The organism is Desulfovirgula thermocuniculi DSM 16036 (genome assembly GCF_000429345.1).
GTDB classification, from domain to species: Bacteria; Bacillota; Desulfotomaculia; order Desulfotomaculales; family Desulfovirgulaceae; genus Desulfovirgula; species Desulfovirgula thermocuniculi.
In genome coordinates this window covers 20,446-34,647 of record NZ_AUBR01000037.1, presented here as the reverse complement: position 1 = coordinate 34,647, position 14,202 = coordinate 20,446, and the positions used below count along the sequence as shown (strand labels likewise).

12 protein-coding genes are annotated in these 14,202 nt (G+C 56.8%); all 12 read left to right on the top strand.

Translation table 11 applies throughout. The annotated features are described in order from the left end of the window. Positions 1 to 259 precede the first annotated feature (259 nt). The 12 genes from G454_RS0109550 (at position 260) to G454_RS20395 (ending at position 14,051) form a co-directional block, all read left to right on the top strand. On the top strand, positions 260 to 3,268 hold the full coding sequence (locus G454_RS0109550; protein WP_027718447.1) for an S-layer homology domain-containing protein: 3,009 nt from the start codon (positions 260 to 262) through the stop codon (positions 3,266 to 3,268). Positions 3,269 to 3,334: 66 nt separating this feature from the next. Beyond that, positions 3,335 to 4,027, top strand: coding sequence for a DUF4430 domain-containing protein (locus G454_RS0109545; RefSeq protein ID WP_027718446.1), 693 nt, complete (start codon positions 3,335 to 3,337; stop codon positions 4,025 to 4,027). 16 nt (positions 4,028 to 4,043) lie between these two features. After that, positions 4,044 to 4,973, top strand: a complete 930-nt coding sequence (locus tag G454_RS0109540; RefSeq protein WP_027718445.1) for an energy-coupling factor transporter transmembrane component T — start codon at positions 4,044 to 4,046, stop codon at positions 4,971 to 4,973. Next, positions 4,946 to 6,694 (top strand): ABC transporter ATP-binding protein, encoded by a 1,749-nt coding sequence (locus tag G454_RS18565; protein ID WP_051276163.1) that lies wholly within the window; start codon positions 4,946 to 4,948, stop codon positions 6,692 to 6,694. Before G454_RS0109540 ends, G454_RS18565 begins: the two co-directional genes overlap by 28 nt. A gap of 50 nt (positions 6,695 to 6,744) precedes the next feature. Further along, positions 6,745 to 7,284 (top strand): ECF transporter S component, encoded by a 540-nt coding sequence (locus tag G454_RS18560; protein ID WP_051276160.1) that lies wholly within the window; start codon positions 6,745 to 6,747, stop codon positions 7,282 to 7,284. A 146-nt stretch (positions 7,285 to 7,430) separates the two neighbouring features. Next, the gene (locus G454_RS0109525; RefSeq protein ID WP_027718444.1) at positions 7,431 to 8,567 is read left to right on the top strand and encodes a hypothetical protein; all 1,137 of its coding nucleotides are present in this window, start codon (positions 7,431 to 7,433) and stop codon (positions 8,565 to 8,567) included. A 303-nt stretch (positions 8,568 to 8,870) separates the two neighbouring features. Next, complete coding sequence (locus G454_RS0109520) at positions 8,871 to 9,311, top strand: DUF3842 family protein (RefSeq protein WP_027718443.1); 441 nt, start codon at positions 8,871 to 8,873, stop codon at positions 9,309 to 9,311. Positions 9,312 to 9,619: 308 nt separating this feature from the next. Continuing rightward, the gene (locus tag G454_RS20400) at positions 9,620 to 10,606 is read left to right on the top strand and encodes an FmdE family protein (protein ID WP_051276159.1); all 987 of its coding nucleotides are present in this window, start codon (positions 9,620 to 9,622) and stop codon (positions 10,604 to 10,606) included. Positions 10,607 to 10,890: 284 nt separating this feature from the next. Continuing rightward, entirely contained in the window at positions 10,891 to 11,547 is a 657-nt protein-coding gene (locus G454_RS0109510; RefSeq protein WP_027718442.1) for an energy-coupling factor ABC transporter permease, read from the top strand. Continuing rightward, positions 11,544 to 11,870 carry a PDGLE domain-containing protein gene (locus G454_RS0109505; RefSeq protein ID WP_027718441.1) on the top strand — a complete coding sequence of 109 codons (327 nt, stop codon included), beginning with the start codon at positions 11,544 to 11,546 and terminating at the stop codon, positions 11,868 to 11,870. Before G454_RS0109510 ends, G454_RS0109505 begins: the two co-directional genes overlap by 4 nt. A gap of 139 nt (positions 11,871 to 12,009) precedes the next feature. After that, entirely contained in the window at positions 12,010 to 12,651 is a 642-nt protein-coding gene (locus G454_RS18550) for an HD-GYP domain-containing protein (protein ID WP_051276158.1), read from the top strand. A 14-nt stretch (positions 12,652 to 12,665) separates the two neighbouring features. Beyond that, positions 12,666 to 14,051 carry a GGDEF domain-containing protein gene (locus G454_RS20395; protein ID WP_169719340.1) on the top strand — a complete coding sequence of 462 codons (1,386 nt, stop codon included), beginning with the start codon at positions 12,666 to 12,668 and terminating at the stop codon, positions 14,049 to 14,051. Positions 14,052 to 14,202 lie beyond the last annotated feature (151 nt).

The following is a 14,202-nucleotide window of genomic DNA, read 5'->3' as shown; positions in this document are numbered from 1 at the left end:
CGGCCTGCTCCAGGAACCAGGAGCACGCCCGGCGGTAGGTGTCCAGCATGCGGGTCATCTTCTCCAGCTTGCCCTTGTTGGGAGGCAGGAGCTTCATCTTGAGGGTTACCGTCTGCATTCAACATCTCCTCCGGCATGCTTAAATTATATAGCGCGAGCGGAGAAAAAACCAAGCCGCCATTCATCCCCCGATTAAAAATCGGGGGCATTCTGGCGGGGCTTTTGTAAATTTGGCCACGTTGAAAGGGGAGAAATAAGGATGGGTGCGAAAAAAGCAATACGCAAGGGACTCAGTATTTTGGTCCTGGTGGGCCTGGCCTTTGCCCTGCTGTTGCCAGCAGGGGAGGCCGGGGCTGCATCTTTTAATGCTTCTCCCGCCGATCATGCCGTACAGTTCCTTTACAACGAGTACCTCACTAAAGGAGCCAAAAACGCCGATGCCGGGGTGGGCGCGTACGCTTACTATGTGCTTTGCCAAGCCGAGGTCGATGTAAGCGGCTGGGTTTATAACGACCAAAGCCTTGTGGATGCCGTTTACGGGCTCATAGATAAAGATCTTGTCAGTGCAGACAAAACTAAAGCCAAACTTTTGGCCCAGGATTTGTTAGCAGCCCGGGCAATGGGTAAACAGGATTTAGCTAGCCAATTGCTTAACATACTAAAGAGTAGACAAAACGAACAAGGGTTTGACAGCGGCCCCTTTAGCATATTTAGCAACCTGGCTGCCTACGACCTTTTGGGCAGGGCAGGTTCTCTTTGCAAAATAGATGCTGCCAAGGCCAAGGATTATGTTTTATCAACACAAAACAAGGTTTACGGCAGCTGGGGTTATGAGTGGGAAGGCCAGTATTACCCCGATTTCATGGCCACGGCCCAGGCAATTAGGGTGCTATATTATCTGGACCCGGGTGGGAGTGACGAACAGATCCAGGAAGCTCTTAGTGCCGGGCTTAATTGGTTAGTGACCCAGCAACAGGCAGACGGTAGCTTTATAGCCGGGTGGGACGATCCGCTTATTGATACGGCGGAAGCAATTTTAACACTGAAAGTTCTAGGCCAGGACTCCGGGGGTCCTTGGAATAATGCTGTTTCTTATCTATTGAACAATGCCGTTAACCCCGACGGCACCCTTGGTGGCGCGGGCAACGCCATGGATGCAACCTGGTTGCTGGCGGCATGTAATGTTTTGGAAGTAAAGTTTTATCTGGCTCCTTCAATCTTGACCCTACAACCGGGTAAAAAGGCCCAACTAAAAGCTGTTTGGGAGGACGCTTACGGCGCAGCCGAGGTAACAGCATATGCCGCATGGTCGGTAGACGACGCCGGTATAGCCAGCGTCGATGACAGCGCGCAGAAGGGTCTGGTCACGGCCAATGGTGCTGGAAGCACGGTAATTAAAGCAGTGTACAACGGTCTTGTGGCCATCTCTCGGTTAAACGTGCAGGCATCTTCTACCGGCGGCACCTCTACAGGAGTGACCGTGGGCCTGGCGATAGTGGGCGCAGGCGGCGAGTTGATGTATGGCCCCTCTTACGTCACGGTGACGGCGGTCAACAAGTGGGGCCTCACCGCACTGGGGGCCCTGGATGCCTCTGGCGTTTCCTATACGATCAAAGAAACTGCTTGGGGGCCTTTTGTGGACTCCATTGAAGGGCTGGCCAGCAAGGGCACGGCGGGCTGGATGTACACGGTAAACAACCAGGTGCCCATGGTGGGGGCGGACAAGTATAGAGTCAAGGAGAAAGACAAAGTCATCTGGTACTACAGCAAGACCATGGACCAGGAGCCGCCCAAGTGGGAGGACCTGGTGAAGCAGGCCTCTGAAACCAGCTCTCCTCTGAGCGAGGCGCAAAAGAGCCTGGAGGAAGCGCTGGCCGGCTTCAAGGCAGGCAAGGGCGACCTGGGCAAGGCCCTGGGTGTTCTCGAGCAGGTGGCGAAATTAAAGGACGCCGACTTCACCGCCGAACTGAGGGCCAGGGCAGCCGCGCTTATCGAGGCCCTGGTGCCGTTTTTAAACAAGCTGCCCGATGAAGTTGCCGAGGTGCGCTTGCGGGGTGAAGAGGCGGAGGTAAGGCTGGAGGCGCGCGGCGTTACCTCCCAGGTGGAACTAATGGCAAAGGCGGCGGAGCTGGGCGAAGTGCTCCAGGCCAAGGGCGTTAGCAGTGCCGAGAACCTCTCGGCGAAAACCCTAATAGCGCAGCTGCCCCGGGAAGTAGCGGGAAAGAATTTTGCCGCCCTACTTCCGGCAGAGGCCGCCAGGGCCCTGGTGAGCGGCGGGTTTGCCTTTGAGCTCGCGGGTAGCGAAATCACTTTTACGCTTCCTGCCGGGGCCACGGAAGCCCTCCTGAAAGCAACGGACAATGTGGCCTGGCTGTCCGTCGCGGCGGGCAAGGTCGGCCCGGAGCACATAAGCCTTCCGGAAGGCACGAGGGTTGTGGCGTGCAAGCTTATGGAATTGGAGCTGACGGCGCTCACCCCGGAGGGGGCTAAAGAAAGGCCCGGGACGGACTTTGCAGAAGAAATCACCGTTACTGTCTCCCTTGAAGGCATAGACGCCACAAAGGTAAACGCAAAAGACCTCGCCGTATACCGCCAGAAAAAGGGCGGCTCGTGGGAGTACGTGGGCGGCAACATCAACCCCGAGGGGAGAAGCATTTCCTTCCGCACCGCCCGCAGCGGGGTTTACGCCATCCTTGACTACCGCCAGGCCTTTGCCGATATTTCTTCCCACTGGGCGAAGAGTGACATAGAGGTTATGGCTAAAAAGCTCATAGCCCGCGGCGTAAGCGGGGACAGCTTTGCCCCTGACCAGCCTTTGACCAGGGCGCAGTTTGCGACTTTCCTAGTACGCCTGCTGGGCCTGGAAGAGGAGCAGTCGGCGGTACCGGCGTTTGCCGACCTGCCGCCGGATCACTGGGCCTACGGGGCCGTAGCGGCTGCCTTTAAGGCGGGCCTAGTCAAGGGCACGGGCGAAAAGACCTTTGCGCCCGAGCGGGAGATCACCCGGGAGGAGATAGCGGTTGTGCTTTTAAGGGTACTTGAGCAAAAAGGGCTCGCCAAGGTGGAGGAAAAAGAAGTGGACGCCCTTTTAGCTCGCTATAGCGACGGCGAAAATGTTTCTACCTGGGCCAGAAAAGCCGTGGCGGCTGCCGTGAAAAGAGGCCTGCTCAGCGGAAAGCCGCAAAACCTCTTGGCCCCTCAGGACAAAGCCACCCGTGCGGAAGCCATGGCGCTGTTAAAGCGCTTTGGGGATAGCCTTGAGGGATAGGCACTAAGCCTGTCCCTCACCCTCCCCGCTTTTTGCCCGCCTATAAAGATTGTGGGGGGTGTTCGTTTGCAAAGGAGGCTCCTTTACTTAGCGGTTTTACTCATCGTCCTGGGCGGCATTCTGGGCCCCGCCTTTTACACAAAAAAGGTTTATTCCTCAAGGCACCAGGGTGTAGCCGGCTCGGTAACTGTAGCGGAGAAGGGACAGCTTGGCGGTGGGCTTTCGCCTAAGGAGACGCTGCCTGAGGGAGATGCATCCGGAAGCGCTCCCGCCATCCAGGAGCCAGCGGCCAAAGATGCCGGAGCGGCAGCAGGCGCCGGTGGAAAACAGGCTACGCCAAAGACGGGTGGCGCCTCGGAAGGGGGTTCTCGGGAAGCTGCTGCTCCGCAGCAAACAACCCTGCAGGATGAGGGCATTCCGGTTTGGGTAGCCGTGGTGGGCAAGAACGGCGAGCTTCTCTTCCCACCGTCCCAAGTAAGGGTGAGGAGGGAGAGCCGCTGGGGATTGACCGCCCTAGGCGCCCTGGAGGCCACGGGCCTTCCTTACACCACCAAGCCCACCTGGCCCGATTTTGTAGAATCCATTGCCGGCCAGGCCAACTACCAGATGTCCGGCTGGATGTACGCTGTTAACGGCGAGGTGCCCATGCACATGGCCAGCAAGCACCCGGTAAAGGCAGGGGACAGGGTAATCTGGTGGTACAGCACCAGCATGGACAAGCCGGTTCCCCGCTGGGAGGATTTAGCGCGCGGGCGCTAGCGGGGTGGGGAAGGTAATGTGGGAAAAGCTCTTTTACCGGGAAAAGGGACTTTTTTTGCAAAGCCTTCATCCGGCAGCGATGCTGGCTTACCTCCTGGTCTTTCTTTTGCTCTGCCTCCTCTACGAAAATCCCCTTTACCTTTTGGCCCTCTTTTTTCTCCTGGCCCTCTTGAACCTGGAGGCGGAGGGCAGGGAGGCGTGGGAGGGATTTTTAAAGGGCGGACTTTTGCTGGTGGTTTTAATCATGGTTGTTAACTCCCTGGTCATCAGGGCGGGCAGTACCGTGATCTGGAGCGGCCCTGCGGTGCCCCTTTGGGGAAAACTCCAGGTTTCCCTTGAAGCGTTGTACTACGGGGCCACCTCCGGCCTCCGCTTTTTGGTCCTCTTGAGCCTATTTTGCCTGTACAACCTGGTGGTGAGCCCGGATAAGCTCCTTTCCCTTCTGGCCGGGTTTGCTTATTATTCCGTTTTAGCGGTGGTTTTGGCCACGCGGTTTTTTCCGGTGGTGGTGCGTAACTTGCTGCGCATAAAGGAGGTTCAGGAGCTAAGGGGGGTGGATTTTAATCAGGGAACCCTTTGGGAAAGGGTGCAAAAATATTCCTCCCTCTACGGGGTCCTTCTCCTCTCTTCCCTGGAGGACGCCATGGGCATTGCCGAATCCATGCAGGCCAGGGCCTTTGGCAGCGGGAAGCGCACCCTCTACAGGCACCACCTCTGGCGCCCGCGGGATACAATCTGCCTTGCCGGCAGCCTGGGGGCTTTTTCTTTGGCCCTCTGGGGATGGTTCCACGGGTATGGGCGCTACGAGTTTTACCCGGAGGCGGATGTGTTAATTAAAGACGCGGCCACTGTAGGTATCTTGCTGCTGGTTTGCCTGGGACTCTCCCTGCCTCTTCTTTTAAGCAAGGGGTGGAAGCGTTGGCCCTTTTTAAGGTCGAAAATTTGACTTATTACTATCCCGCCTCTGCCGAAGCAGCCTTGAGGAACATCAGTCTGGAAATACGCGAGGGGGAATTTTTGCTCCTGGTGGGCGCTTCCGGCTCGGGTAAATCCACCCTGGCCAGGGTTTTGGCAGGATTGATCCCCGACTTTTACGGGGGAAAGATGGGCGGGCGGGTCCTGTTTAAAGGCCGCGAAATGCGCACCCTGGACCGCCGCCAGGTGGCCCGGGAAGTGGGGATGGTCTTTCAGGACCCGGAAAGGCAGCTGGTGAAAACCCAGGTAGAGGCGGAAGTGGCCTTTGGCCTGGAAAACCTGGGGCTTCCTCTGCCGGAAATGAGGCGGCGGGTGGCCGAAGTGCTTGCCTTTATGGGCCTGGAACCCGTAAAAGGCTCTTTTATCGCCCACCTCTCCGGGGGCCAGAAGCAAAAGCTCGCCCTGGCCTCCGTGCTGGCCATGCAGCCCCGCGTGCTGGTACTGGATGAGCCTACTTCCCAGCTGGATCCCGCCTCGGCGGAGGAAATCCTCCAGCTGGTGCGGCGCCTGAACGAGGAAACGGGCTTGACGGTGGTGCTTGCCGAGCAGCGCCTGGAGAGGTGCCTTCACCTGGCCGACAGGGTGATCCTCCTGGCAAGGGGAGAGGTTGTGTGTGAAGGCAGACCGGCGGAGGTAGCGCAGGAGATAGCGGGGGCCGATCCCCTGCTCCTTCCGCCTGTGGCCAGGTTTTTTACGCGGCTGGGGGTTTCGCCGGTACCAATTACTGTTAAGGAAGGCCGCCAGATCCTGCTAGGCAGGCTCCGTCCTGAGGGTGGCCCTGCCGGGAGACCAACCCCTGCCCCGACAAAAAACAGCCCGGTGAGGGGTGGTAACCCTGCTGCGGTGGAGATGCAGGGTGTCTGGTACACCTACCCTCAAGGGAACGAGGCCTTAAAGGGCGTTAGCCTCAACCTACAAAAAGGCGAGTTTGCAGTTATTTTGGGCGCCAACGGGGCCGGCAAGACCACCCTGGTAAAGCAAATGGTGGGCCTCCTCCGCCCGGATAGGGGTAAAGTTTGGGCCCTGGGGAAGGACGTGGGGCGGGGAGGCTTCAAGGAAATAAGGGGGAGGGTGGCCTACCTTTCCCAAAACCCCAATGATTACCTCTTTCAGGATACTGTGGAAGGAGAACTGCTCTTTACCATAAGAAACCTGGGCCTTAATGAGCGGACCCTGGTAGACGAGCTGCTAGAGAGGTTGGGCCTTTTAAAGTACCGTAACGCCAACCCCCGCGAGCTGAGCAGCGGGGAAAGGCAAAGGGTGGCCTTGGCTTCCGTGCTGGTGGCCAGGCCGCAGCTGATCGTCCTCGACGAGCCCACGCGGGGGATTGACTACCGGCTGAAGGCAGAACTGGGGAGGCTTCTCCGGGAAGAGGCGGAAAAGGGCTGCACGGTGGTGGTGGTCACCCACGATGTGGAATTTGCCGCCGAGTATGCCCGGCAGGTGGTCATCATGCACGGGGGAGAGATTGTAGCCGAGGGGGAAAAGCACGCCCTTTTGGGAAATTCCCTCTTTTATTCCCCCCAGATGGCCAGGCTTTGCCGGGGCTTTTGCGAGGGGGTGCTCACCGTGGCCGAAGCGGTGGAAAAATTAGGTTCTGTTATAGGGAGTGGGAGCGTTAGAGAGGGAGTTCCAGAAGGGGAGAGAAGGACCTTATGGCCGTCTCATGGGGCTTATGGTCTACGCTCCTAGGCTTTTTAGCCGTTTGCCTTTTAATGGTGGGCTGGGGGCGAAGAGGAAGCATGACGTCCAAGCAACTCTCGCTGCTGGCCGTGCTGGCCGCTTTTTGCGCCGCCGGGCGGGCGGTAACGGGGGTGGGCCTGCTCTTTTTGCAGCCCACCATGTTTCTGGTGGAAATTACGGGCTTCGTCTTTGGGGCGCGGGCGGGCTTCTTTGTGGGGGCGGCCACCCCGCTGGTTTCCAACTTTTTCATGGGCCAGGGTCCCTGGACGCCATGGCAGATGCTCTCCTGGGGGCTGGTGGGGGCATCGGGGGGTCTTTTAAAGGTGCTCTTTCCCCGGGCCGGAAACGGGCTCCTTACCGTGGCCTGCTTTTGCTGGGGCTACCTCTACGGGGCCCTTATGGACCTCTGGCACTGGAGCGTCTTTGTGCGTCCCCTGACCTTAAAGACGTATTTTCTCACCTGGCTGGCCGGCTTTGGCTTCGATTCCCTGCGGGCCTTGGGCAACCTCCTTTTTTGCGCTGCTTTGGGCCAGCAGACCAAAAAAATCCTCGAGTACTTCCACCGGAAGATGGTGGTGGAGTACGTGGAAGGTTTGTGAGGGGGAGATGCCCTGTGCTTGAACGCCTGCTCCCGGCAATTATCCTCGGAGCCTGCTTGCTGCTCGCTCCATCTTTTTCACAGGCAAGCGAGGAAGGAGGCAAGCTTACCTCGCTAACTCCTTTAGGACGGGGGGAGGCACGCTTTGTGACGGGCACCGCAGACGGCGGCTATGCGGTAACGGGCTGGGTTGAGGCCGCGGAAGGCAGTGCCGTTTTCCTGTCCAAGTGCGACGCTCAAGGACGCCTTTTGTGGCAGCGGGAGTATTACGGCCACGGCTACAGCTGCGGTTACTGTGTGCGGGAGGTGCAAGGGGGCGGCTTTATTGTGGTGGGGGACACCAAATCGCCCCACGGTTACGACCACGATGTTTACGTCGTCAGAACGGATGAAAAGGGCCAGGTGCTGTGGGAAAAGACTTTTGGCGGCCCTCACTGTGATTACGCCTGGAACGTAGAGCAGACAACGGATGGAGGCTTTATCCTGGCGGGCGGTACGGAGTCCTACGGTGCCGGGCAGTACGATGTTTACCTTCTCAGGCTGGGGCCGCAGGGAGAGAAGCTTTGGGAGAAAACATACGGCGGCTGGGCCTCTGATGTCGGCTACGCCCTGCTGGAAATTCCCGGCGGCTACTTGGTGGCCGGGAACACGGCATCCTTTGGCGCGGGCTCTACCGACGTCTACCTCCTCTGCACGGACGAACACGGCCAGCTCCGCTGGCAAAGGGCATATGGCGGCGGGGGTGCCGAATATGGCTGGTCTCTGGCCGAAGCGCCGGACGGCTACCTGGTGGCTGCAGAGAAGGAGGTAACCGGGGAAAAGGGAGCTTACCTCGCACCCTGCCTGCTTAAGGTGGACGCGCAGGGAAACTTGCTCTGGGAGAGGACATACGGGGACCGGCCGGGCGCGGCTTACGGGGTTTTCGCCTCCAGCCGGGGCTGCGTCCTGGCGGGCAAGAGGGAAGGCCAGGGGGGTTACTATAACCTATGGCTGGCCGAAGTAAATGAAGGTGGTGACCTGCTCTGGGAAAAGGCCTGTGACCTCGGCGGTGCCGGCAGCTGCGGCTATGCCCTCTTGGCAAAGGGATTGGACGTGGTGGTGGCGGGAAGAAGGCAGGACGCAGGGGCTAGCGCCGGCGAGGCCGTTTTGCTGGTGGCCAGGACAAGGGGGAATCCGCCTTTGGTTTTGCTGGCCGTAACAGGCGCGCTGGTCCTCGCCGGTGTGACCGTGGCCTTGCGGTGGGGCGGGAGGTTGCTGCGGGGGAGAAATTTTAGTCGCCGCTAAGCTAAAAAGGGGCTTGCGTATTTTGGGTTCCATGCTAAAATGAATTAGTAGGGTGGCTGAAGCCCCCGCTTTCAAGGGCTTAGAAGTAGTTCACCAAAAATTTGCCCGGTTAAGAGCGAACGGTAACCATGAAGGTGCCATTCCCCTCCAGGGAGGAGGCGGCTTTCATGGTTTTTTGTTTTCCCCTCCAAACCTTGGCATGGCTTCTTTTTGGTGAATTTTCGCTAGTGGCATGCGGGAAAATAAGGAAAGCCCGGCATGCCTTCCTTTTATAGGTATAGCCTTTTGTAAGGCAGGGAGAAGATGCGCATAGCGGTAATTGACGGGCAGGGCGGGGGTATTGGCCGGGTCATTGTGGAAAAGCTGCGCAGGGCCCTTCCCAAAGAAGACGTGGAAATCATCGCCCTGGGGACCAATGCGGTGGCGGCCATGAACATGCTAAAGGCCGGGGCCAACGAAGCGGCGACGGGGGAAAACGCCATTATTTACAACGCCCCCCGGGTGGACGTTATTTTAGGTACCGTGGCCGTGCTCGTGGCCCACAGCATGCTGGGGGAGTTCACCCCGGCCATGGCCGAAGCAGTGGCCAAAAGCCCGGCTAAAAAGATACTCCTGCACCTCAATCGCTCCAACGTGGAGATAGTGGGCGTGATACCCGAGCCTTTACCCCACTTAATTGACCTGATGGTGGAAAAGGTAAAGTCCCTGGCAGCGAACTCCCTGACTACGCCCAGCCGGGGGTAAGCCCGCTAGTTTTAAGCTGGACCTGGTGAAGAAGTAGGGGGTAAGGTAGAGGCTTCCCACGAAGAAAAAGGCAGTGTCTAGGCAGGCTTCGCATATGGCATGTTCCTCCGGCAGGTATCTCCCCGCCCTTTTTCAAGACCCTTCCCCGCCCCTCCAAACTCGGAGGATACCCTGCCGGAGGATCCACAATTTTTTATACTTCTAATACGCCCTCTTTTTATACTTCTAATACGCCCTCTGGGGAGCCGTTGAGAGGGCCGCTATGCGCTGCGTTTTGAGGGCAGAATGGGTTTTAAGGAGGGCATCTCATGATTGACCTCCGGGATATTTTATCTAAAATCCAACAAGAGGCCATTTCAATTATTCAGGAAGAGGTGCCGGTGCAATTTGATAACTCCCAGCAAACCCCGCTGGGGTTTCGCTGGCGCGGCAACCATTATGAGGTCCTAAAGCCGCTTTTGGTATCCAAAGGTGCCGGAGGACACCTGCATTACCTGCTGCTGACCAGCGGGGGCGTTTTCTGTCTGAGCCTGGTGCGCGATAATGAGGATTCCCCCTTTTGCAGGAGCAGGTGGGTTTTGAGGTACCGGGTGAAAATTGACGATTCGGCGGGGGGTTCCGGCAAAGGCGCTTCTTTGCCGGATTGTGCCGGGCAGGTGACCTTTTCGCTACCTCGTGGGGCGAGCAAGTTGGTCGTGCCGCTGCCGCTGTTAAATGTGGCCTATTACCACGGGCACCTCTGCCCCGAGTTGGCCGTAGGTTACCGTGCCGCACTGGTTGCCCAGCGTGAGCTAAGCCTTACCAGGGAAAGCGCGCATAAGTTCTTCGTGCTGGCGGAAAACATGACCTCCGCCATAGACGCCCTTCAGTATGTGACGGGGTGTACCATTGGCAACCAGAATTTTTTTGCATATGACCTGGGCAAGCACGTATACTATTTCGGTCGTTTGGCTGCGGGCTTTGAACCCCAGGAAGTGCTGCGGGTGGCCCTGATAAGCACCGCTGTAGACCTCGGCCATGTGGGTGAGATTGAGGAGAGGATAGTGGCCGGGGAAGCCGGTGGAGCAGAGGTGGAGAAATACCAGCGGGCCGTAGACAGGGCCGTGCAGGAAATTTTGGACCTTCCCGAAGAGAAGCTGTTTTCCATCTCCAGAGTGTTGCTGCGTTCTCCCTGGGTGGTAAGTCGCCGCAGGTATGCCAGGTGCTGTTCCTGTGGCGAGGTGGTAGCGGTGGAGAAAAGCGTACTGGGGGAGGACGGGTTGCTGTGCCAGGTCTGTGCGGCAAAAGCAATTTGAGTGCGCCAACCTTGCGAAAAAATCCTCTGATGTTGGCAGGATTTTGGAGCGGCTTGTAGAATGTGTTACATTGATTAAGAAGATGAAGATGTAAACTGTGGAGAAGGGTGCCAAGGAGGCACGCAGCGGGCTTCCGCTCGCTTGCTCTATTGATGCTCAAACCCTATAGGTTTTGTGAGTTTTGATGGATAGCGGTGACCACGGAGGTCTCCACGTGTACGGGCCGAGGTGGTCACTTTTAATTTCCTCGGCCTCACACAAATTCCAAAAGGAGGCGGTTTTTGATGCATATCCCCGACGGCTTTTTAGACCCTAAGGTCTGGGCTGGTGCCAGTGCGGTAAGCGCCGGGGCGCTGGCCGGAGCGTTGGCCCAAACCAGGAAGGCCCTGGAGGAACGCCAGGTGCCGCTATTGGGTGTCATGGGTGCCTTCATCTTTGCTGCCCAAATGGTCAACTTTCCCGTGGCCGGAGGCACTTCAGGCCATCTCCTGGGGGCTGCTCTGGCAGCTGTGCTACTGGGGCCCTGGAGTGCCATGCTTATCATGACCGCAGTGTTGGTCATACAGATGCTCTTCTTTTACGACGGAGGCCTCACTGCACTGGGGGCCAACGTGCTGAACATGGCCGTTATTGCGCCGTGGGTGGCTTACGGTACCTACCGCTTATTTGCCGGTCTTTCCAGGGGGAGTACCGGGCGTGGAGTGGCTGTTTTCCTGGCCTCCTGGCTTTCGGTGATGGCTGCGGCGCTGGCTTGCAGCCTGGAGCTTGCTCTTTCCGGCACGGTGCCCTTGGGTGTAGTTGTGCCGGCTATGATGGGCTGGCACGCCCTCATTGGCATTGGCGAAGGAGTAATTACGACGGTGGCGGTTGCCTTCGTCTCCCGGGTCTGGGACCTAGAGCAGCCCGGGCAGAAAAGCCTTACGGTAGGTGAGAGGAAATGAAGAAAAATTTGCTCTGGGGACTTTTGATTGCCCTGGTCGTGGCGGCGTTTCTCTCTCCCTTTGCTTCTCCTTACCCCGATGGGCTGGAACGTGTAGCCGAAGACAAGGGGTTTTTAGACTTGGCTGAGGGCAAGGAACTGATACAAGTCTTTATGCCCGACTACCAATTCCCGGGGATTCCCCACGAAGGCCTGGCCACTTCCATTGCCGGCATAATTGGCACGCTTTTGGTTTTCGGAGCTGTGTACTTTTTGGGGAAGGCTTTAGCAAGGAAACGGGGGGTAGCTTCCACCGTGCAGGGGAAAGATGAAAGGCGGTATTGACATTGTGCCTGCCGTATACCCCCGTGCCACCTGAAGGAAAGAGGTTGCAACCGGGAACCCCAAAAGGCCACGAAGGCTGGTTCTCTAGCCTCTGTGAGAGGAGCCTTCGTGGCCTTAACTTTATTTGGGGGGTGTTATGATGAGCATTCTTTTAGCCGGCAAAGCTCCTTTTTTGTCCTCAATTTGCTCTTTCCTGAAGCGTTATTTTCCTGAACTTTCCGCTTTCCCGGAGCTACTGGAGCACAGCGTGCGCACGGCAAAGTACGCCTTGCAATTGAGTTGCTTCCTTGGTCTCGGTAAGCCCCGGCTCCTTTTCTGGGCCGGTGCCTTGCATGACGTGGGTAAGCTGCTGGTGCCACGTCATATTTTAGAAAAACCTGGCCCTTTGCTGGAAAGCGAGTGGAAAGTGATAAGGCAACACCCCCTGTGGAGCCTTAAATTGGTAGAAAGCAGGTGCCGCGGAATGCAAGGCCTGGAGAATATTCTGGTGGCAATTAAAGCGCATCACGAGTCCTGGGATGGCTCAGGCTATCCCGAGGGGCTGGAAGGTAACGGTGTTCCCCTGGAGGCGAGGGTTTTAGCCCTGGCCGATGTGTTTGACGCCCTGACCTCTCCCCGGCCCTACCGCTCTCCGCTGAGTTTAGGAGAAGCCCTTAAGGTAATGGCGGAAATTAAAGGCAAAAAGCTGGATCCCTTCCTGTTTCAAAAAGCGCAGGCTTTCCTGTCTTGTATGGGGGAGGAAAAGATTAGATGCCAGGGGGCAAGAGAAGGCGCAGTATAATTGAAATATTTACCTTGTGGTTTTTTGCCCTTGCGTTAGTTCCCGCTCTCCTGGTTATTTATGCTACGGCCAAGTACCTGGCCATGCAAACCGTTACCTGGGCAAACAGGTACCTGACCCAGGTGGCTTTTGCCGAGAGCCAGATCATTTCTCTTTCCCTGAAGGATGCTCTAGGAGAAGATGGATTTTTCTTCTTTATCCAGGGAAACGAAATTATAGCTACCAAAAACGGGCTGACAAGGAAAGTAGACCTGGCTCAGCTTGTGCCGTTGGTTCCTGTGGAACCTGAGCCGGCGCAAATTTTTGCACCCAAGCATCTTTTTGGATTTGGCTACCAGCCCAAACTAAAGCTCAGGGAAATGCCGGTCATTTGCTTGGAAGATAGTTATGGTACCACTCTTTATTTGGCGGGGGAAAAAGAAAAGACTTCCACCGGGGACACGTTATTTCTTAAAGCCTTTGGTTTAAGGGAAAACATTGAGGTTAGCGCGCCGGTACCGGAAACCAATCTCAGGGTAAAGGTCCGTGCCTCGGCAGGAGGGATTGCGAAGGAACCTTTGCAGCAGTTATGCGTTCCTTTAGGCGGTGCGCTTATCCTGGTAGCATTGCTGTCAACCGTTCTTTACCCCCTCGCCGCAGCGCAGATAGTGTATCCCTTGAAGAACCTGGCCGAGCGCTTGTCCAGCTTTGACCCAGCAAAGGGCGAGGATTGGTTTTCAAAGGGCGCTTACCGGGTGCGGGAGTTGGCTGAGATTGCCTCTTCATTTGGTAAGATGGCTTTGCGAGTGCGCGAAGCTTTGTCCGAACTGGAGCAGAAGGTAAAAGAACTGGAGGAAAAAAATAGGCTCCTTCACCAGGCCCGGGAGCGTTTGGAATGGCTCGCCAGCTACGATCCTCTTACGGGCGTTTTAAACCGCAGGTCCTTTATGGAGCGGTGCATGTATTTGATCGGAGAGGCGAAGGAAAAATGTCCCTACGTTGCTATTTTAATGATGGATGTGGATAATTTCAAAACCATCAATGATACTTACGGGCATCTGGTGGGCGACATGGTCCTGAAGAAGGTAGGGGAGTTGTTGAGGCGCCAGGTGAGGAAGGGTGACCTAGTGGGGCGGTACGGTGGTGATGAATTTGTGCTCTCCTTTTTCCTCAGTCGGCCGGAAGAATTTGATGCCCTTGCCCGCCGTATTTTTGCCACCCTCTGCTCTGCTCTAGATGCTATCCCCGAATTAGAAGTTGCTGTTTCCATTAGCATGGGTGGAGCAATTGCCAGTTGCTTTTTGATCAGGGATGGGCGCGATTTGGAACAGCTTATTAGCTTTTCTGACCAGCTTCTTTTGGAGGGCAAGCGCCGGGGTAAAAAGACGGTGCTAATTCAATGTATGGAAAACTTACCTTAAAAGTATAAAATATGCTCGCCATGATGTGCTTGCCCGGTGGGTACGGAAGGGATTTGGGGAAGTATGGCGAATATAAATATGCAACCACCACGGTGGTCGGAGCCACTGGTTTTTCGGGAAAAGTAACGGTTCTGCCCCAAAGGGGCAAGGC

Excerpts from the sequence above, each read along its gene's own strand:
- G454_RS0109505 (WP_027718441.1), top strand. The coding sequence starts at position 11,544 with ATGAAGAAAAATTTGCTCTGGGGACTTTTGATTGCCCTGGTCGTGGCG.
- G454_RS18560 (WP_051276160.1), top strand. The coding sequence starts at position 6,745 with ATGACGTCCAAGCAACTCTCGCTGCTGGCCGTGCTGGCCGCTTTTTGC.
- G454_RS0109550 (WP_027718447.1), top strand. The coding sequence starts at position 260 with ATGGGTGCGAAAAAAGCAATACGCAAGGGACTCAGTATTTTGGTCCTG.
- G454_RS0109520 (WP_027718443.1), top strand. The coding sequence starts at position 8,871 with ATGCGCATAGCGGTAATTGACGGGCAGGGCGGGGGTATTGGCCGGGTC.
- G454_RS0109540 (WP_027718445.1), top strand. The coding sequence starts at position 4,044 with ATGTGGGAAAAGCTCTTTTACCGGGAAAAGGGACTTTTTTTGCAAAGC.
- G454_RS20400 (WP_051276159.1), top strand. The coding sequence starts at position 9,620 with ATGATTGACCTCCGGGATATTTTATCTAAAATCCAACAAGAGGCCATT.
- G454_RS18550 (WP_051276158.1), top strand. The coding sequence starts at position 12,010 with ATGAGCATTCTTTTAGCCGGCAAAGCTCCTTTTTTGTCCTCAATTTGC.
- G454_RS0109510 (WP_027718442.1), top strand. The coding sequence starts at position 10,891 with ATGCATATCCCCGACGGCTTTTTAGACCCTAAGGTCTGGGCTGGTGCC.